16 protein-coding genes are annotated in these 19,186 nt (G+C 60.0%); 10 read left to right on the top strand and 6 right to left on the bottom strand.

Annotation, left to right across the window (positions count from 1 at the left end; genetic code table 11):
• Positions 1-794: 794 nt before the first annotated feature.
• The 3 genes from ccoM to ACXR0M_RS05985 form a co-directional block, all read right to left on the bottom strand.
• Entirely contained in the window at positions 795-908 is a 114-nt protein-coding gene (gene ccoM / locus ACXR0M_RS05995; RefSeq protein WP_003222396.1) for a cytochrome c oxidase subunit CcoM, read from the bottom strand.
• Positions 909-1,056: 148 nt separating this feature from the next.
• Positions 1,057-1,218: a hypothetical protein gene (locus tag ACXR0M_RS05990; RefSeq protein WP_164747860.1), complete on the bottom strand. Its 162-nt coding sequence runs from the start codon at positions 1,216-1,218 to the stop codon at positions 1,057-1,059.
• Positions 1,219-1,342: 124 nt separating this feature from the next.
• Positions 1,343-1,684: a hypothetical protein gene (locus ACXR0M_RS05985; RefSeq protein ID WP_024011931.1), complete on the bottom strand. Its 342-nt coding sequence runs from the start codon at positions 1,682-1,684 to the stop codon at positions 1,343-1,345.
• A gap of 267 nt (positions 1,685-1,951) precedes the next feature.
• Here ACXR0M_RS05985 and rapA point away from each other — a divergent pair, with 267 nt between their 5' ends.
• Entirely contained in the window at positions 1,952-4,798 is a 2,847-nt protein-coding gene (rapA, locus tag ACXR0M_RS05980) for an RNA polymerase-associated protein RapA (RefSeq protein WP_458830799.1), read from the top strand.
• Positions 4,799-4,984: 186 nt separating this feature from the next.
• Here the strand turns inward: rapA and ACXR0M_RS05975 are convergent, their stop codons facing one another.
• On the bottom strand, positions 4,985-6,334 hold the full coding sequence (locus tag ACXR0M_RS05975; RefSeq protein WP_458830797.1) for a spinster family MFS transporter: 1,350 nt from the start codon (positions 6,332-6,334) through the stop codon (positions 4,985-4,987).
• A gap of 301 nt (positions 6,335-6,635) precedes the next feature.
• Between ACXR0M_RS05975 and ACXR0M_RS05970 the strand changes: the two genes are divergently transcribed.
• Together ACXR0M_RS05970 and ACXR0M_RS05965 are read left to right on the top strand one after the other, a co-directional pair.
• Complete coding sequence (locus ACXR0M_RS05970; RefSeq protein WP_458830795.1) at positions 6,636-7,004, top strand: YkgJ family cysteine cluster protein; 369 nt, start codon at positions 6,636-6,638, stop codon at positions 7,002-7,004.
• 148 nt (positions 7,005-7,152) lie between these two features.
• Positions 7,153-9,435 carry a putative bifunctional diguanylate cyclase/phosphodiesterase gene (locus ACXR0M_RS05965; RefSeq protein WP_458830794.1) on the top strand — a complete coding sequence of 761 codons (2,283 nt, stop codon included), beginning with the start codon at positions 7,153-7,155 and terminating at the stop codon, positions 9,433-9,435.
• On the opposite strand, the gene ACXR0M_RS05960 is transcribed toward ACXR0M_RS05965, so the two are convergent.
• Positions 9,326-10,222 carry an NAD(P)-dependent oxidoreductase gene (locus tag ACXR0M_RS05960; RefSeq protein WP_458830792.1) on the bottom strand — a complete coding sequence of 299 codons (897 nt, stop codon included), beginning with the start codon at positions 10,220-10,222 and terminating at the stop codon, positions 9,326-9,328. The two genes, ACXR0M_RS05965 and ACXR0M_RS05960, sit on opposite strands and share 110 nt — an antisense overlap.
• A 197-nt stretch (positions 10,223-10,419) precedes the next feature.
• Between ACXR0M_RS05960 and ACXR0M_RS05955 the strand changes: the two genes are divergently transcribed.
• Positions 10,420-12,618, top strand: a complete 2,199-nt coding sequence (locus ACXR0M_RS05955; protein ID WP_458830791.1) for a hypothetical protein — start codon at positions 10,420-10,422, stop codon at positions 12,616-12,618.
• A gap of 299 nt (positions 12,619-12,917) precedes the next feature.
• On the opposite strand, the gene ACXR0M_RS05950 is transcribed toward ACXR0M_RS05955, so the two are convergent.
• Positions 12,918-13,238: a DUF2288 domain-containing protein gene (locus ACXR0M_RS05950; RefSeq protein ID WP_458830790.1), complete on the bottom strand. Its 321-nt coding sequence runs from the start codon at positions 13,236-13,238 to the stop codon at positions 12,918-12,920.
• Between the two features lie 352 nt (positions 13,239-13,590).
• On the opposite strand from ACXR0M_RS05950, the gene ACXR0M_RS05945 reads away from it, so the two are divergent.
• The 6 genes from ACXR0M_RS05945 (at position 13,591) to ACXR0M_RS05920 (ending at position 19,170) form a co-directional block, all read left to right on the top strand.
• The gene (locus ACXR0M_RS05945; RefSeq protein ID WP_458830788.1) at positions 13,591-14,718 is read left to right on the top strand and encodes a branched-chain amino acid ABC transporter substrate-binding protein; all 1,128 of its coding nucleotides are present in this window, start codon (positions 13,591-13,593) and stop codon (positions 14,716-14,718) included.
• A gap of 230 nt (positions 14,719-14,948) precedes the next feature.
• On the top strand, positions 14,949-15,872 hold the full coding sequence (livH, locus tag ACXR0M_RS05940) for a high-affinity branched-chain amino acid ABC transporter permease LivH (RefSeq protein WP_003222384.1): 924 nt from the start codon (positions 14,949-14,951) through the stop codon (positions 15,870-15,872).
• The gene (locus ACXR0M_RS05935; protein WP_458830787.1) at positions 15,869-17,125 is read left to right on the top strand and encodes a high-affinity branched-chain amino acid ABC transporter permease LivM; all 1,257 of its coding nucleotides are present in this window, start codon (positions 15,869-15,871) and stop codon (positions 17,123-17,125) included. The genes livH and ACXR0M_RS05935 overlap by 4 nt, the downstream gene beginning before the upstream one ends.
• Complete coding sequence (gene livG / locus ACXR0M_RS05930; protein WP_458830785.1) at positions 17,122-17,889, top strand: high-affinity branched-chain amino acid ABC transporter ATP-binding protein LivG; 768 nt, start codon at positions 17,122-17,124, stop codon at positions 17,887-17,889. The genes ACXR0M_RS05935 and livG overlap by 4 nt, the downstream gene beginning before the upstream one ends.
• Positions 17,890-18,591 carry an ABC transporter ATP-binding protein gene (locus ACXR0M_RS05925; protein ID WP_003222380.1) on the top strand — a complete coding sequence of 234 codons (702 nt, stop codon included), beginning with the start codon at positions 17,890-17,892 and terminating at the stop codon, positions 18,589-18,591. It abuts the gene before it with no gap.
• A gap of 273 nt (positions 18,592-18,864) precedes the next feature.
• Positions 18,865-19,170 (top strand): BufA1 family periplasmic bufferin-type metallophore, encoded by a 306-nt coding sequence (locus ACXR0M_RS05920; RefSeq protein ID WP_458830782.1) that lies wholly within the window; start codon positions 18,865-18,867, stop codon positions 19,168-19,170.
• The last annotated feature ends 16 nt before the right edge of the window (positions 19,171-19,186 follow it).

Here is a 19,186-nt window from a genome sequence, read left to right as displayed (position 1 = left end):
TTGCCCCGGCGTACGGCCCGCTCGCTGGGGCTCGGGGTTCCCGAGCTACGGTGTCCATCAGGGGGCATCGCCTACGGTTTGCTTCGCTGCACCTCCTCTCGATGTATGCGGCTTCGCCGCACGGCGCTGCGCGCCTCCCCCCCTGATGGACACCTACGCTCGGCCTGCCGAAGGGCAGAAAGTCAAAAGCAAGATCAAGAGCCAGATCAAGAGCCAAAGCCAAAGCCAAAGCAGATCAAAAGATCGCAGCCTTCGGCAGCTCCTACAGGGGATGCGTTCAACCTGAAGAATCAGGTCGGCTGTCAGGCCGCCTTCGCGAGCAAGCCCGCTCCCACAGAAAAGCCAAAGCGGACCGCATCGCTTTTCACCACTCAGCAGGATGAGCGTTAGCTCGGCTGCAGCTTTTGATCTGCAGGCGACGTCGGGAGGCTGAGTGGAGGGATTGATCCGGGGGTGGGAGCGCAGCGACCGTTTGGCGAAGCCAAACACAGCGAGAGGAGGTGCAGCGAAGCAAACCGTAGGCGCTGCCCCCGGATCAATCCCGGAGCGAAGGGACCCCGAGCGTTAGCGAGCGGGCCGGACGCAGGAGCAAGCGTTTTTTGCTTACTTTTTTAGGCGCTTGTAAAAAAGTGAGTCGCCGTAAGGGCGAAACCGCCAGCCGCAGCCCCCGAAGAAACGGATATTCACACAAAACAACCCAAAGCATGGTCGGCCCAAAGGCCGCCAAGACACAAAAAAAAAGGGCAACCGAAGTCGCCCAAAATGCCTTGCGTGCTCATCAAACCCGGAAAGACCTACTTCTTGCGCTTATTCGCATCCTTCCAGATAAAAAATCCAAACCCTGCAAAAAACAGAACCATGAGCCCAACGGTCAGAACCCCGGCAAACACCACGTTATCGAAAAACATGACTGTGGCCTCCTGGCCTCTGCTTTGCTGCGATGGAGCTAAGTTAACCAATCACGCAGGCGCAGAAATTGACCAGGATCAAGTCCGGTCAACACAGGAGGCAAAGGCGGGAAAATAACTGACCTGCATCAACGGATGCGGCGGGAGTTCAACGCTTTTTCGGTTTCTTTTTCGGCTTTTTCTGGGTTTTTCCCAGCGGCATGGCCTGTTCGAAGGCCTTGCGCACTTCGTTCAGGCGTTTCTCGTTGAGGTCATGCACACGCTTGGCGCGTTCGGTGCTGAGGTCGATCAGTTTGTCGTCTTGGCTCATGGCGTTCGGCGCATCGCTTGAAGAAATCACAACTGCCGCATCGCCGGCAGGACTGCGCCAATCATGCCGCCTGACGCCAGCGCTGACCAGTCACCGCAGTACAACAATTCATGACACGGACGGATCAGATCTCGATATCGACCCACAAGCCCTGACGCGGCTGATCGTCGATCAGCGGCACCACCGGCACGGTGTTGTCGGCATTCAGCTCGGTGCCAGGCACGGCGAGGTGCTCTTCCGGGTCTTCATCGGCTTCTCGACGGCGCCGGTCACGTTCCTGTTGGCGGCGCTGTTCTTCGCGCGCCAGCAGTCGATCTTCTTCCGGATCGCGTTTTTGCAGGTCGATCGTGCTTTCGTTGGAGCTTTCCTGCACCGGCACCACCGGAGGAATATCCGGCCGCTGGCGAATCGGATCCTGCTGGGAAGTGATCGGCACAGCGCTCAGGGGGAGCATCGGTGGCAGCATATATAGGTCTCCTGTCAGCAGGCTATCGGCCGCGGCAAGGGCGCCTTGAGCCACCCGTCGCAAATCTGTGACGCACCTGGCACCTGTAGGAGCTGCCGCAGGCTGCGATCTTTTACTCGGACACCACAAATGCCAAGTGTTTCCAAAGATCAAAAGATCGTCCGAACGCGGCCCGAGCCTGCGGCAGCTCCTACGCCAGTAATCTTTGGCCCTGAGGCCGGCGATCCGCTAAGATAGCCCGCTTTTTCAAGGTGGGAGTCAGGCAGCATGGCGCAGCAGTATCAACCGGGGCAACGCTGGATCAGTGACAGCGAAGCAGAGCTTGGTTTAGGCACCGTTCTGGCACAGGACGGCCGCTTGTTGACCGTGCTTTACCCGGCCACTGGCGAAACCCGCCAGTACGCGCTACGGAATGCGCCCCTGACCCGCGTGCGGTTCTCGCCGGGTGACAGCATCACCCACTTCGAAGGCTGGAAGATGACCGTGCAGCAAGTCGACGACGTCGACGGGCTGATGGTCTATCACGGCCTCAACGGGCAGAACGAAGCCGTTACCCTGCCGGAAACCCAGCTGTCGAACTTCATTCAGTTCCGTCTGGCCAGCGACCGCCTGTTCGCCGGGCAGATCGACCCGCTGCCTTGGTTCTCCCTGCGTTACAACACCCTGGAACACACCAGCCGCCAGTTGCAATCCTCGCTCTGGGGCCTGGGCGGCGTTCGCGCTCAGCCGATCGCGCACCAGTTGCACATCGCCCGTGAAGTCGCCGACCGCATTGCGCCGCGCGTATTGCTGGCGGACGAAGTAGGTCTGGGTAAAACCATCGAAGCCGGTCTGGTGATCCACCGCCAACTGCTCTCGGGTCGCGCCAATCGCGTGCTGATCCTGGTCCCGGAAAACCTCCAGCACCAGTGGCTGGTGGAAATGCGCCGCCGCTTCAACCTGCAGGTCGCGCTGTTCGACGAAGAACGCTTCATCGAAAGCGATGCCACCAACCCGTTCGAAGACACGCAACTGGCGCTGGTGGCGCTGGAGTGGCTGGTCGAAGACGAAAAGGCCCAGGACGCACTGTTCGCCGCCGGTTGGGATCTGCTGGTGGTCGACGAAGCGCACCACCTGGTGTGGCACGAAGACAAGGCCAGCCCGGAATATTCGCTGGTCGAGCAACTCGCCGAAGTCATCCCGGGCGTGCTGTTGCTCACCGCCACCCCGGAACAACTCGGTCAGGACAGCCACTTCGCCCGTCTGCGCCTGCTCGATCCAAACCGCTTCCATGACCTGGCCGCGTTCCGCGCCGAGAGCGACAACTATCGCCCGGTGGCTGAAGCCGTTCAGGAACTGCTCGACAAGGGGCGCCTGTCGCCTGCCGCGCACAAGACCATCCACGGTTTCCTCGGCAACGAAGGCGAAGCCCTGCTGACCGCGGTCAACGATGGCGACACTGAAGCCAGCGCCCGCCTCGTGCGTGAATTGCTCGACCGCCACGGCACCGGTCGCGTGCTGTTCCGCAACACCCGCGCCGCCGTGCAGGGTTTCCCGGAGCGCAAACTGCACCCCTACCCGCTGCCGTGCCCGGACGAATACCTCGAACTGCCGCTGGGCGAACACGCCGAGCTGTATCCGGAAGTCAGCTTCCAGGCACAGCCGGACGCCAGCGAAGAAGAGCGCTGGTGGAAATTCGATCCGCGCGTCGAGTGGCTGATCGATCAACTTAAGATGCTCAAGCGCACCAAAGTGCTGGTGATCTGCGCCCACGCCGAAACCGCGATGGATCTGGAAGACGCCCTGCGCGTACGTTCCGGGATTCCGGCCACGGTGTTCCATGAAGGCATGAACATCCTTGAGCGTGACCGCGCCGCCGCGTACTTCGCCGATGAAGAGTTTGGCGCGCAGGTGCTGATCTGCTCGGAAATCGGCAGTGAAGGTCGCAACTTCCAGTTCGCCCACCATCTGGTGCTGTTCGATCTGCCGTCGCACCCGGACCTGCTTGAGCAGCGTATCGGCCGTCTCGACCGGATCGGCCAGAAACACATCATCGAGCTGCACGTGCCGTACCTGGAAACCAGCCCGCAAGAGCGCCTGTTCCAGTGGTACCACGAAGCGCTGAACGCGTTCCTCAACACCTGCCCGACCGGCAACGCCTTGCAGCACCAGTTCGGCCCGCGCCTGCTGCCGCTGCTCGAAGAAGCCGACGACGGCGAGTGGCAAGCGCTGATCGACGAGGCGCGCAGCGAGCGCGAGCGTCTGGAGCAAGAGCTGCACACCGGTCGCGACCGCCTGCTGGAGCTCAATTCCGGTGGTGCGGGCGAAGGTGACGCGCTGGTCGAGGCGATCCTTGAGCAGGACGACCAGTTCGCCCTGCCGATCTACATGGAAACCCTGTTCGACGCCTTTGGCATCGACAGCGAAGACCACTCGGAAAACGCCCTGATCCTCAAGCCGAGCGAGAAGATGCTCGACGCCAGCTTCCCGCTGGGCGACGACGAAGGCGTGACCATCACCTACGATCGCAATCAGGCGCTGTCGCGCGAAGACATGCAGTTCATCACTTGGGAACACCCGATGGTGCAGGGCGGCATGGATCTGGTGCTGTCCGGTTCGATGGGCAACACCGCCGTTGCGCTGATCAAGAACAAGGCGCTGAAACCGGGCACCGTGCTGCTGGAACTGCTCTATGTCAGCGAAGTGGTCGCCCCGCGCTCGCTGCAACTGGGCCGCTACCTGCCACCGGCCGCCCTGCGCTGCCTGCTCGACCCTAACGGCAACGACCTGTCGCCACGGGTGTCGTTCGAGACCCTCAACGATCAACTGGAAAGCGTGCCGCGTGCCAGCGCCAACAAGTTTATCCAGGCCCAGCGCGATCAGCTGACGCCACGGATCAACGCCGGTGAAGACAAGATCGCCCCGCGTCACGCCGAGCGCGTGGCCGAGGCTCGCCGTCGTCTGGCAGCCGACACCGACGAAGAACTGGCACGCCTGACCGCGTTGCAAGCGGTCAACCCGACCGTGCGCGACAGCGAACTGGATGCGTTGCGTCAGCAGCGTGAACAGGGTCTGGCGATGCTGGATAAAGCGGCACTGCGTCTGGAAGCGATCCGGGTGCTGGTGGCGGGTTAAGTCACCCTGCTCCATCGCTATATATGAAAAGGCCCGCAGCGATGCGGGCCTTTTTGTTTGTCTGGTATTTATCAGTTGATGCTGATGGCCCTATCGCTGGCAAGCCAGCTCCCACAGGTTTTGGGGTGTTCACAAATTTTGTTTACGACTCGGTCACTGTGGGAGCTGGCTTGCCAGCGATAGCAATCATGCAGTCGCCGCTGCAATCTCTGGCTCAACCACCGCCACCAATCCCTCCTTCATCCGCTGCGCATCCCTCACAAAACAGCGCGCCGCGAGAAACAGAAAGACCATGGTCAAGAACAGTGCCACCGGGATCAGGTACATCGCGTCATGCAGCCCGACCGCCTTGAACGCCTCGGTCATTTGCTCCGCCCCCGCCGAAAGCATTGCCGCCTTGGCAAAGTGATCGGACAGCGCCCCCACCACCACCGGCCCCAATCCACCGCCGAGCAAGTACAAGCCAGCAAAAAACAGCGCCATCGCCGTCGCCCGCAGGCGCGGTTCGACCACGTCCTGAATCGCCGTGTACACGCAGGTGTAGAAGTTATAGGCAAACAGCCAGCCGACGCTGAACACCGCGACGAATACGGCGATCTCGACCCGCCCGGCATGCAGCGCCCACGCGGTGCACAGCGTCGAGATGATCAAGCTGAACCCGGCAAACAGCAGTCGGCCATTGGCGATGCGCTGATGAATCTTGTCGGCGATCCAGCCGCCGAGGGTCAGGCCGATCAACCCGGTGATACCGACGATCACCCCGGTTGCCACCGCCGCTTCCTGCAACGGCATCAGAAAATAGCGCTGCAGCATCGGCACCAGAAACGAGTTGCAGGCATAGGTGGCGAAGTTGAAGCACAAACCGGCCATCACCAGCCAGAGAAACGTCGGCACCGCGAGCACCCGGCGGATCGGCTTGTCGACTCTCTCCTGAGACACCTGCACGGTTTCCGCCGCACCGCGCTTGGGTTCCTTGATGAAGAACATGAACACCGCGAGGATCAGCCCCGGCACCGCCGCAATAAAGAACGGTGCGCGCCAGCTGTCGAACGCCTTGACCATCGCGCCGATGGTAAAAAACGCCAGCAACAGCCCCAGTGGCAGGCCGAGCATGAAAATGCCCATGGCTCTTGCCCGGCGATGCGCCGGAAACAGGTCGCCAATCAGCGAATTGGCCGCTGGCGCGTAACTGGCTTCACCAATACCGATGCCCATGCGCACCAGCAAAAAGCTCCAGAAACTGCCGACCAGACCGTTGACTGCGGTGAGTGCGCTCCACGTTGCCAGGCCCCAGCCCATCAGTTTGCTGCGCGAACCGGTGTCGGCCATGCGCCCCAATGGCAGGCCGGCAATCGCGTAGACCAGAGTGAAGGCGGTGCCGACAATGCCCAACTGAAAGTCACTGAGGTGCCATTCCATGCGGATCGGCTCGATGATGATCGCCGGAATGGTGCGGTCGAAGAAGTTGAACAGGTTGGCGAGGAACAACAGGAACAGAATGCGCCAGGCATTCGCCGCTTGGGTCGAGTTCTGCATGGGTCCGTCTCTTTATTGTTATTAGGGCTTCACTGCCGTCGCATCCGAGCCCGGAACCTGCAATCTAGACACGCCTGTCGGGACTGTCTGTGATCATTCGTCAGCCTGATGACAGGCCATGGCACTGTAACGAAACGTAAGCCCTTGATAACACTGCAATCCCCCATAAACCGGGGCTTTCACGGCAAAACCCGGCTACAAAAAAATACTTTCGCGCCCCCCTTCCCAAGTTCATGGCGAAGCCTAGAATAGCCGCCGGATCCGTCCGGATTCGCCGATCAACCCCTTTGATGCCCTCCCCATGTCCGAAGTCAGTCCGTGTCTGAATTGCGGTGCCTGCTGTTCCCATTTTCGCGTGTCTTTTTTCTGGGGTGAATGCGCCTCCTCCGGTGGCACCGTCCCTGATGACCTGGTGACGCAGATCAGCCCCAGCCGCGTGGCAATGAACGGCACCGACTGCAAATCGCCGCGCTGCACGGCGCTGGTCGGCGAGGTCGGCAGCCAGGTGCAATGCTCGATTTATGAACAGCGCTCCAGCCCCTGCCGCGAATTCGAGTCGTCCTGGGAAAACGGTGAACAGAATGTCGACTGCGACAAGGCACGCGCCCGTTTCGGCCTGCCGCCTCTGCAGCCGGACTGGGCAGAAATCCCCTTCGACCGCAGTGCCTGAGACTTAGCGCGTTTCGCTATTAGCCTCATATCAAAATCGTTGAACCCAATGTGCCACTACCGCTTGCACGGCAAAAACCGCCTCTATACTGCTTTCATTCACCTGCGTTGATGACGCGGCAGGGACGACTTCAGAGACGGGGCATGCTATGGAGTGGCTTGGTTTGCAATTGGTTACCGAGCTGCCGGACAGCGGGCAGGTGATTCTCGATTGCACACACAACCCACTGCTGGTGCTGGTGGCCTATTTGGTCGCCTGCGCCGCAAGTTTCGCCACCCTCGACATGGCGGAACGCGTGGGCCATGCCGATGATCCGGCCTCACGGCGGGTCTGGCGCTGGGTCGGCGCGACCTGTCTGGCCGGCGGCATCTGGGCCATGCACTTTATCGGCATGCTCGCCTTCCAGGCGCCGATCGACATTCATTACGACCTGCCCACCACGCTGTTTTCGCTGCTGATCGCCCTGCTCGCTTCGTGGCTGGCCATGCACACCCTGAGTGAGCCGCAGCCCAGCCTCCTGCACTATTTGAAAACCGCGATCGTCATTGGTCTGGGCATCGCCGGCATGCATTACGTCGGCATGGCCGCCATGCATTCCGTCGCCAAGACTTACTACCAGCCACAGTTGTTCGCGCTGTCGATCGTGATTGCCATCGGCGCCAGTTTCGCCGCGCTATGGGTGGCCGGTTATCTGCGTGATGGCAGCGGCCTGCTCTACCCGATGCTCAAGTACATCGCCGCGTTGATACTCGGCGCCGGAATTCTGAGCATGCATTTCACCGGCATGGCCGCGTTGAATCTGGTCCTGCCCGAAGGCAGCCTGCCGACGCTGGCGGCGCAGGGTGACCATTTGCAACTGGGGCTGACCGTGGCGCTGATCATCCTGCTGATTCTCGGCAGCGCCATCAGCGCAGCGCTGGCCGACAAGAAACTGCAAAACAAAGAGGCCGACCTGCGCCGGGTCAACGCCCTGCTCAGCCAGCTCGATCAGGCCCGGGTCTCGCTGCAGCAAGCGGCGAATTACGATGCCCTGACCAATCTGATCAACCGGCGCGGCTTCAACCAGCTGTTTGCCGAAAAGCTCAATCAGGCCGCCGCCGATGGCGGCATGCTCGCGGTGATGTTTCTCGACATCGACCACTTCAAACGGATCAACGACAGCCTCGGCCATGACGCCGGCGATGCCCTGCTCAAAGTCCTCGCCGAGCACATCAAAGGCTCGGTGCGTGGTCATGAAGACGTGGTGGCGCGCCTGGGTGGTGACGAATTCTGCATCCTCATTGCCCTGCACGACCGCGAAGAAGCGCGCAATCTGGCGCTGCGCATCATGCAGAAAATGAAAGCGCCGATCGAGCTGGCCGGCCGGCGCATGGTGATGACCACCAGCATCGGCATCAGCCTGTACCCGGAGGACGGCAGCACGTGCGAGGAGCTGCTCAAACACGCCGATCTGGCGCTGTATCAATCCAAGGCGGCCGGGCGTAACGGCCTGCACTTTTACAACAGCGACCTGAAGAGCCGCGCCAGTTTCGAGCTGCAACTGGAAGAGGAACTGCGTCTGGCCCTGAGCGAAGAACACGGTTTGACCCTGTATTACCAACCGATCTTCGAGCTGAAGACCGGTCGCGTTACCAAGCTTGAAGCACTGATTCGCTGGCAACACCCGGTGCACGGGCTATTGACCCCGGATCGCTTCCTCAACATTGCGGAGAACAACGGCCTGATCGCCGAGCTGGATAACTGGGTGTTGCGCCGCGCCTGCCGCGATCTGGGCGAGTTGTCGCGCCACGGTTTCGAACATCTGAAAACCACGTGGAACTGCTCGCCGCTGAATCTGGGCCGGGAAGAACTGGCCGACGAAATTGAAAATGCCTTGCGCTCAGCGGGTGTGTCTGCCGAACGGCTGGAGCTGGAGGTCACGGAAAACGCGCTGATGGGCAATATCGCCGACACCCTGGTGCTGCTGCGACAGATCCGCGCCCTCGGCGTGTCGCTGTCGATCGATGACTTTGGCACCGGTTATTCGTCGCTGGCCTACCTCAAGCGCTTGCCGCTGAACACGCTGAAAATCGACCGCTCGTTCATCCTCGATATCCCCACCGCCACGGCCGACATGGAAATCGTCCAGGCAATCATCGTCATGGCCCACACCCTGCATTTGCAGGTGGTGACCGAAGGCGTGGAAAGCCTGGAACAGTACGAATTTCTCGAGCGCTCGGGCTGCGACTTCATTCAGGGGTATCTGCTCAGCCGACCGGTGCCGCTGGAGGAACTACGCCCGGTACTGGAAGAAATCAATCAGCGCAAACACAGCCTCGCGGTCAATCCGCCGAGTCTGGCCCTCGATACATTTGCACCAGCGTCGCAGGATCTTTGTGCAAATAGCCCTGCGCCCCATGCAGGCGCATCAGTTGTGCGGCCAATCCGCTGATCGGCGTCGCCGAGCCCTGCTCGCGAGAGAATTTCACGGCGGTATCGAGATCCTTGAGCAGCGTGCGCACGTGCCATTTCACCGGTTCGAAACGGCTTTCGGCCATCTGCGGGGCAAGGATCTGCAACGGTTTCGAATCGGCAAACCCGCCGGCCAGCGCTTCGGCGATCAGGCTGGCATCGACCCCGGCCTGTTCGGCCAGCGCCACCACTTCGGCAATTACCAGCGCATTGCAGGCGACGATCATCTGATTGCAGGCCTTGGTCACTTGCCCGGCGCCGCTGCCGCCCATGTGCGTGACGCGCTGACCGAGTTTGAGCAGCACCGGGCGTACCCGCTGCAGATCCGCCGCCGCACCGCCGACCATGATCGCCAGACTGCCCGCCTCGGCGCCGATCACACCGCCGGACACCGGCGAATCAAGCCAGCCCATGCCGGTCTGCTCTGCCAGCGCGGCGGCCATTTCCCGCGTGGCGGTCGGTTCAAGACTGGAGAAGTCCACCAGCAACTGACCGTTTTTCGCTCCTTCAGCGACCCCGCCGGCGCCAAACACCACCTCGCGCACCACGGCAGTATCGGCCAGACACAGCATCACCACCTCCGCGTGAGCGCACAGTTCGGCCGGGGTCGCGACTTGCCGGGCGCCTGCGGCCACCAGCGGCGCGCACTTGGCCGGGTTGCGATTCCACACGCTCAACGGGTAGCCGGCGGCCAGCAAACGGCGGCACATCGGCAGGCCCATCAGGCCGATTCCGGCAAAACCCAACGAAGGTAGCGTTGACATCACTTTGCCTCTTTTTGATTAAAGATCACTGAATAATGGCCGATTCATGAGCGATCAGGAAAGGATTCCCCCGTGCGACGATCAGGCCAAGGCCCTGACGCCCGGGCCAAATACGCGCAGTCAAAGACGCGAGATCCTCTTTCCGTGAGGCTCGATGACAACGGTCGCCGAGCCAACCCTGTCCAGGTAAATGGCGCACAATGACCTCTAAAAACAATCCGGCCACTGCGGTATCCGACCTGACCCTGAACCCTGCGGCGAACAGCCCGGCGCCGATGAAACCCGCGCCGCCTTCGCGTCCGCTGGGCACTCAGCAATATCTGTACTACACCGAAACCAACACCGACCGCATCCTCGACAACCTCGACGGTCTGCGCGATCTGGTGTTCCCGCGTCCGCCGCACCTGGAAGGCGACAACGAACAGCACAACGATCAGGAGTTTCCGTCGGTGTGCCTGATCGGCCTCGGTCGCTGCGGCTCGAACATCGCCCTCGATGTCGCGGAGCTGGTGTACAACGCGCGCAAGTTCTACCTCAACGAATTCAACAACGAAGACCGCACGGCGGATCGGCGTCTGGCCGACAAGGGCTACAGCCCGGCCCAGTGGATCAGGCAGAACCTGCGGATCGGCCCGAACAAATCGACCAAACCGGTGTTCCTCGTGGAACCGCTGGTGATGCTCGGCGACCTCGACAAGGACATCGCCGGGCGCATCCGTTTCTCGCGCAAGGGCGAGAAAAGCGGCTTCCTGCGCGACTACAGCAAAATGAAGATCATGGACTTGTCCGAAGTCCACGCCGGTGGCGCCGGTAACGCGCCGATCCTCGGCCAGTACCTGGCGAAGATCATCCTCAACAAGGACACCCAGCGCTTCTCCAGCCCTGACTGGAAAATGATTCACTCGTACCTGATCGACAGCTGCGGGATCAAGGCCAACCAGTCGCGCCTGTATTTCTCGATCTTCAGTGCCGGCGGCGGTACCGGTTCCGGCATGGCCTCGGAATTCGGTCTGGCCCAGCAGCACTCGTACATGAACAAGACGTTCGACACCAAACCGATGGACGAGCACGACGGCAAGAGCGGGCATTCGTTCGTGTTCGAGCCGATCTTCACCAGCGGCATCTGCGTGCTGCCGAACATTTCCGACCATCGCAGCGAAATGTCCGAGGCGCTGCACATCAACGCCGGACGCCTGCTGTGCAAATACCTCTCGGAAGAATGGGATTTCTCGTACAACTTCGCCAATGAAGACAGCAGCGAAGCCAGCGTCATGGGGCGCATCCGCCCATGGAACGCGATGATGTTGATCTCCAACGACATCATGCGTTACGCCGAAGAGAGCGATGACGGCAACATCCAGAACATTGACGTCAATGCGATGGAGAAGCACGCCAACCAGTACATCTCGCAGCAGATCTTCAACATTCTGACGGCGCAGGCAGTAACCACCGACTACGACCAGAACTACTTCCGCCGCGCCGGCATCGACATCGGCGAAACCATTCGCCTGGACGCCAACGACCTGTTCATGAGTCTGGCGGGCCCGGTGGCGATTGCCTACGCCGAATCGGTGGTGCCGGAAACCCCGCCGCCGAGCAGCGACAAGTTCAAGGTGTTCGACAAAGAACCGCAGCGCCTGAACATCGACGACCTGTTCTTCCGCTCCATCGATCTGCCGCACTTCAACAAAGTGACGCAAGCCATCGAAGGCATCAGCCTGCTGCCGATCGAATCCAAGCGCTATCGCGCGTCGCTGGAGCAGTACAAGAATTCCGGCTACGACGCCGCCGCCCTGCACGACCTGCACTTCTTCAAGAACTGCTCGTCGGTGGTCTCGATCGTCTCGCTGCCAAAAGACTACAAACTGTCGTACATGGATCTGAACCGGCTGAAGACCCACCTCAACAGCCTGTTCCCGAATACCACGCTCAAGCGCTACGCACTGGTGATCGGCGCCTCGGCGAACCTGTCGCTGACCACCCTGATCGCCAAAAGCCCGTGCCTGTCGGACGACTTCCTGACGCTGATCGTGGCCTTCATCAAGCGCTGCTTCGCCAAGACCCCGTACCGTTTCGACGAGACCCTGGACAACTCGATTCTCGACTTCATCATCAATGAAGACTTCGACGAAGCGCGCATCGACGATCTGCTCAACGAGTTCGAAAACCCGGCGAAGATCCTCGATACCAACTGGTATGCGATTAAGCCGATGTACGAGAAGAAGTACCGCGAACTGATAAACGACAAAGAGAAGTTCGTCTCGATCAACGACATCCGCCTGTCGCGCGATTGCGTGAAGAAGTCGATCAAGTACCTGCGCGAGATCTACCGTCACCGGATCGGCAAGACCAAGGTTATTTCGCTGAATAACCATACCGGGAAGACTTATTCGGTCTGATCGGAGACCGCGTCGCCCCCTTCGCGAGCAAGCCCGCTCCCACAGGTGAGCGCATTTCCACTGACGGAATGCATTCAACAGTGGGAGCGGGCTTGCTCGCGAAGGGGCCTTTGAAAACACCGCAAGACCCGAAACATCCAACATCCAAAAACAATTAAGCAGCCCGTCAGGCTGCTTACTAAACTGTTCCCGTTACGTTTACGTCACCGTGAGGCGCCACACGCTTGTGGCGTTTCTCCACGGCAACGTGCCATCACGCTACTCGGCTACACACTTTCCTTCAGACGAATCGTGCACCATCAAGGCGCGACGTCGCCAGCGACTGCCCTTTCCTGGATCAGAATCCACGGACGCACCACAACAGACCACAACTCGGGATTGCGCTCGAGAATATCCTGCGCCCGCGTCGCAGAGAGCTTGGCGACCTTATCTTCGGCCAACCAGGCTGCCACTTTCTTGCCTTCATCGGAGGCAACCGCCTGCGCTACAGCGATCAAATCCAGCTCGGCGCTGACCCATAACAGGTCACCCTTGGCAAAGAAGGGTTCCAGCTCCTTCCACGTAATAGTTGCGGTTTCACCAAGCAGCTTGGCATAGAGGGTGCTAGGTTCTTGATTCATGGGACTGTCCGGAAAAGAAATCGACGCGAATGATAACGTCGGTGGTCCGGCAGAAAAACCCGATTGCAAATGGCTTCACCGAACGAAAAGAGCAGGAACGCCAAGGAATGCTGCTGTTTGGGGCATAAGCCCCCGCTAAGCCCCGCCGCAATTCTGTCTTTTTCATTCAAAAATGCGACACCCACAAGTTTTGCCCCTCGGCGCCTGCTTCCCAGGCCAACAACCGGCGCTCTACACTGTACCGGTACAGTTGCCTGGGGCATTTCCGGAGGGTATCGCGACGATATCTGACCCGGTTCTGCTGCTACGGCGCCAGAACTCAAAAAAATTACAACAGTAAGAGTGGAGCACTATGACTAAGGCTACTAAGCAGATTTCCAAACTGTTTGCCGCTATGGTTCTGGCCGGGGTTGCCAGCCATTCGTTCGCAGCTGACACCATCAAGATCGGTATCGCCGGCCCTAAAACCGGCCCGGTAGCCCAGTACGGCGACATGCAGTTCAGTGGCGCGAAAATGGCCATCGAGCAAATCAACGCCAAGGGCGGCGTCGATGGCAAGAAACTCGAAGCCGTTGAATACGACGATGCCTGCGATCCGAAACAAGCGGTAGCAGTGGCGAACAAGGTCGTCAACAACGGCGTCAAGTTCGTGGTCGGTCACCTGTGCTCCAGCTCCACTCAACCGGCTTCGGACATCTACGAAGACGAAGGCGTGATCATGATCACCCCGGCGGCCACCAGCCCGGACATCACCGCCCGTGGTTACAAAATGGTCTTCCGCACCATCGGTCTGGACAGCGCCCAGGGCCCTGCCGCCGGTAACTACATTGCCGATCACGTAAAACCGAAAATCGTTGCCGTACTGCACGACAAACAGCAATACGGTGAAGGCATCGCCACCGCCGTCAAAGCGACCCTGGAGAAGAAAGGCGTGAAAGTCGCCGTGTTCGAAGGCGTCAACGCTGGCGACAAAGACTTCTCCTCGATGATTGCCAAGCTCAAGCAAGCCAACGTCGACTTCGTTTACTACGGCGGCTACCACCCGGAGCTGGGTCTGATCCTGCGTCAGTCCGCTGAAAAAGGCCTGAAAGCCAAGTTCATGGGTCCGGAAGGCGTGGGTAACGACTCCATTTCGCAGATCGCCAAAGACGCCTCCGAAGGCCTGCTGGTGACCCTGCCGAAATCCTTCGACCAGGATCCGGCCAACGTGGCTCTGGCAGATGCCTTCAAGGCGAAGAAAGAAGATCCGAGCGGTCCGTTCGTGTTCCCTTCCTACTCGGCGGTTGAAGTGATTGCCGGCGGTATTGCCGCAGCCAAATCCGAAGACACGGCCAAAGTGGCTGCTGCCATTCACGCCGGCACCTTCAAGACCCCGACTGGCGACCTGAGCTTCGACGCCAAGGGCGACCTGAAAGACTTCAAATTCGTGGTTTACGAGTGGCACTTCGGCAAACCGAAAACCGAAGTTTCGCCTCAGTAAGGCGCTGCCTGACTGACTGCCAATAAAGCCCACGGCGTGCCGTGGGCTTTGTTTTACGAATGTATGGGCCGCGCTGGCGTGATCCGCCAGTCTCCCCACCTGAAAATCTCAAAACCGTCATCAGCGGTTCGCTGGCAAAACCCGGATTCGAAGTGGATAGAGATCCACGGGGCCGGGCGGGAAAATGACTCCACCAGTGAAATGCGTATCAGGTTTTTAGGAGCGTTGTAATGCCTGACATCTATCACTTCTTCCAACAGCTGGTTAATGGCCTGACCATTGGCAGCACGTATGCCCTGATCGCCATCGGCTACACGATGGTTTACGGCATCATTGGAATGATCAACTTCGCCCATGGCGAGGTGTACATGATCGGTTCGTACGTGGCGTTCATCGCCATCGCCGGGCTGGCCATGATGGGAATCGACAACGTCCCGCTGTTGATGACCGCGGCGTTTATCGCCAGCATCGTCGTCACCAGTTCCTATGGTTACAGCATCGAACGCATTGCCTACCGTCCCCTGCGCGGCAGCAACCGTCTGATCCCGCTGATTTCCGCCATCGGCATGTCGATCTTCCTGCAGAACACCGTGCTGCTGGCACAAGACTCCAAGGACAAATCCATTCCCAACCTGATCCCTGGAAACATTTCCATCGGGCCAGGTGGCGCACATGAAGTGCTGATTTCCTACATGCAAATCGTGGTGTTCGTGGTGACCCTGGTCGCCATGCTCGGCCTGACGCTGTTCATCTCCCGCTCTCGCCTGGGCCGCGCCTGCCGCGCCTGCGCCGAAGACATCAAGATGGCCAACCTGCTGGGCATCAACACCAACAACATCATCGCCCTGACCTTCGTCATCGGTGCGGCCCTGGCGGCCGTCGCCGCGGTACTGCTGAGCATGCAGTACGGCGTGATCAACCCGAACGCCGGTTTCCTCGTCGGCCTCAAAGCCTTCACCGCCGCGGTACTGGGCGGGATCGGCAGCATCCCCGGCGCGATGCTCGGCGGACTGGTGCTGGGGGTGGCGGAAGCGTTCGGTGCCGATATCTTCGGCGACCAGTACAAGGACGTCGTGGCTTTCGGCTTGTTGGTTCTGGTGCTGTTGTTCCGTCCGACCGGCATTCTGGGCCGTCCGGAGGTTGAGAAAGTATGACTAGGAATCTGAAACAGGCGCTGTTCAGCGTTTTGCTGGTGTGGGCCGTGGCCTACCCGGTACTCGGTCTGAAACTGACCATCGTCGGCATCAACCTCGAAGTGCACGGCACCAGCCCGGCCATTCTGGCGACCATCGCCGTGTGTTCGGTGCTGATGTTCCTGCGGGTGCTGTTCAACCAGCAGATCAGCAAGGCGTGGAAATCCTCGCCGGGCCTGCCGCTGATCCCGGCCAAGGCCAGCAATTTCCTGACCCTGCCAACCACCCAGCGCTACATCATCATTGCGTTGATTCTCGGTGCACTGGTGTGGCCGTTCTTCGGCTCCCGTGGCGCAGTGGACATCGCGACGCTGATCCTGATCTACGTGATGCTCGGCCTCGGGCTGAACATCGTCGTCGGTCTGGCCGGTCTGCTCGACCTGGGTTACGTCGGCTTCTACGCCGTCGGCGCCTACAGCTACGCGCTGCTGTCGCACTACTACGGGCTGAGCTTCTGGATCTGCCTGCCGATTGCCGGCCTGATGGCGGCGACGTTCGGCTTCCTGCTGGGCTTCCCGGTATTGCGTCTGCGCGGTGACTATCTGGCGATCGTGACCCTCGGCTTCGGCGAAATCATCCGACTGTTCCTGCGTAACCTGACCGACATCACCGGCGGTCCTAACGGCATCAGCAACATCGAGAAACCGACGTTCTTCGGCCTGACCTTCGAACGTAAAGCCGCGGAAGGCCTGCAAACCTTCCACGAGTATTTCGGCCTCGAATACAACTCGATCAACAAGGTGATCTTCCTCTACCTGGTCGCGCTGTTGCTGGCGCTGGCGGCGCTGTTCATCATCAACCGTCTGCTGCGCATGCCCATCGGTCGTGCGTGGGAAGCGCTGCGTGAAGATGAAATCGCCTGCCGCGCACTGGGTCTGAATCCGACGATCATCAAGCTGTCGGCGTTCACCCTGGGGGCGAGCTTCGCCGGTTTCGCCGGCAGCTTCTTCGCCGCCCGTCAGGGGCTGGTGACCCCGGAATCGTTCACCTTCATCGAGTCGGCGATCATTCTCGCCATCGTCGTGCTGGGTGGCATGGGCTCGCAACTGGGCGTGATTCTCGCGGCGGTGGTGATGATCCTGTTGCCGGAAATGATGCGTGAATTCAGCGAATACCGGATGTTGATGTTCGGTGCGCTGATGGTGTTGATGATGATCTGGCGTCCACAAGGTCTGCTGCCGATGCAACGCCCACACATGGAGTTGCGAAAATGAGCCGCGAGATTCTTAAAGTCGAAAACCTGAGCATGCGCTTCGGCGGCTTGCTGGCGGTCAATGGCGTGGCCCTGACCGTCAAGGAAAAACAGGTTGTGGCGCTGATCGGGCCGAACGGCGCGGGCAAGACCACGGTGTTCAACTGCCTGACCGGTTTCTACCAGCCATCGGGCGGCAGCATCCTGCTCGATGGCGAGCCGATCCACGGCCTGCCGGGGCACAAGATCGCCCTCAAAGGCGTAGTCCGTACTTTCCAGAACGTGCGTCTGTTCAAGGACATGACCGCGGTCGAGAACCTGTTGATCGCCCAGCACCGCCACCTGAACACCAACTTCCTGTCCGGCCTGTTCAAGACCCCGGCGTTCCGCAAGAGCGAGCGCGAGGCCATGGAATTTGCCGAGTACTGGCTGGAAAAGGTCAACCTGAAAGAGTTTGCCAACCGTACCGCCGGGACCCTGGCCTACGGTCAGCAACGACGTCTGGAAATCGCCCGCTGCATGATGACCCGTCCGCGGATCCTCATGCTCGACGAACCGGCAGCCGGCCTGAACCCGAAGGAAACCGAAGATCTCAAAGCACTGATTAGCGTGCTGCGTGAAGAGCACAACGTCACCGTGCTGCTGATCGAACACGACATGAAACTGGTCATGAGCATTTCCGACCACATCGTCGTGATCAACCAGGGCACACCGCTGGCCGACGGCACGCCGGAACAGATCCGCGACAATCCTGAAGTGATCAAAGCCTACCTGGGGGAAGCGTAAATGCTGCAGTTCGAAAACGTTTCCACCTTCTACGGCAAGATTCAGGCCCTGCACAGCGTCAACGTCGAAGTCCGTCAGGGCGAGATCGTCACGCTGATCGGCGCCAACGGTGCCGGCAAGTCCACGCTGCTGATGACGCTCTGCGGTTCGCCGCAGGCGCACAGCGGCAGCATCCGCTACATGGGTGAGGAACTGGTCGGCCAGGACTCGTCGCAGATCATGCGCAAGAGCATCGCGGTGGTCCCGGAAGGTCGGCGGGTGTTCGCCCGGCTGACCGTCGAAGAGAACCTGTCGATGGGCGGATTCTTCACCGACAAGGGCGATTATCAGGAGCAAATGGACAAGGTCCTCGGCCTGTTCCCGCGCCTGAAAGAACGCTTCAACCAGCGCGGCGGTACCATGTCCGGCGGCGAACAGCAGATGCTCGCCATCGGCCGGGCGCTGATGAGCAAGCCGAAACTGCTGCTGCTCGATGAGCCGTCGCTGGGTCTGGCACCGATCATCATCCAGCAGATTTTCGACATCATCGAACAGCTGCGTAAGGACGGTGTAACGGTGTTCCTCGTTGAACAGAACGCCAACCAGGCGCTGAAAATCGCCGACCGGGCGTACGTTCTGGAGAACGGCCGGGTGGTGATGCAAGGCACCGGTGAAGCGCTGCTGACCGACCCGAAAGTGCGCGAGGCGTACCTCGGCGGTTGATGTGGTTTTTCGCTAAACAGAAAACGGCCTTCGGGCCGTTTTTTTATGTCCGCCCCCCGCCCCTGTAGGAGCTGCCGCAGGCTGCGATCTTTTGACGTTGGTTTTTAAAAACAAGATCAAAAGATCGCAGCCTGCGGCAGCTCCTACAGGGGTTTTGTTTTTTTCTCGAAATTATTTTCGGGGGGCTGTAACGCATCGCCATGAGCTTTCTCTAGTGGGGTAAGCAAGCGCACTTCGCTTGCAAAACCCAAGCCTCAAATCTGGAGAAACATCATGACTGCTACCACCCGCACCCTGTCCGCTACCGCTCTGGTTCTGGCCCTTGGCTCGGCTCTGAGCATGGCCACCGTTTCGACCGTTCACGCTGCCGATGCCGACATGGAGAAATGCTTCGGCGTGGCCATGAAAGGTCACAACGATTGCGCCGCGGGCGCAGGCACCACCTGTGCCGGTACCGCGAAAATGGACTATCAGCCGAACGCCTGGAAACTGGTGCCAAAAGGCACCTGCACCACCACCGAGAGCAAGACCTCACCGACCGGTTTCGGTCAGATGGAAGCGTTCAAAGCCAAGTCCTGATCCACGGCCTGCCTGA

The organism is Pseudomonas sp. Eth.TT006 (assembly GCF_054456575.1).
The sequence above is the reverse complement of the archived record's forward strand: the minus strand, read 5'-3'. Positions and strand labels throughout refer to the sequence as shown.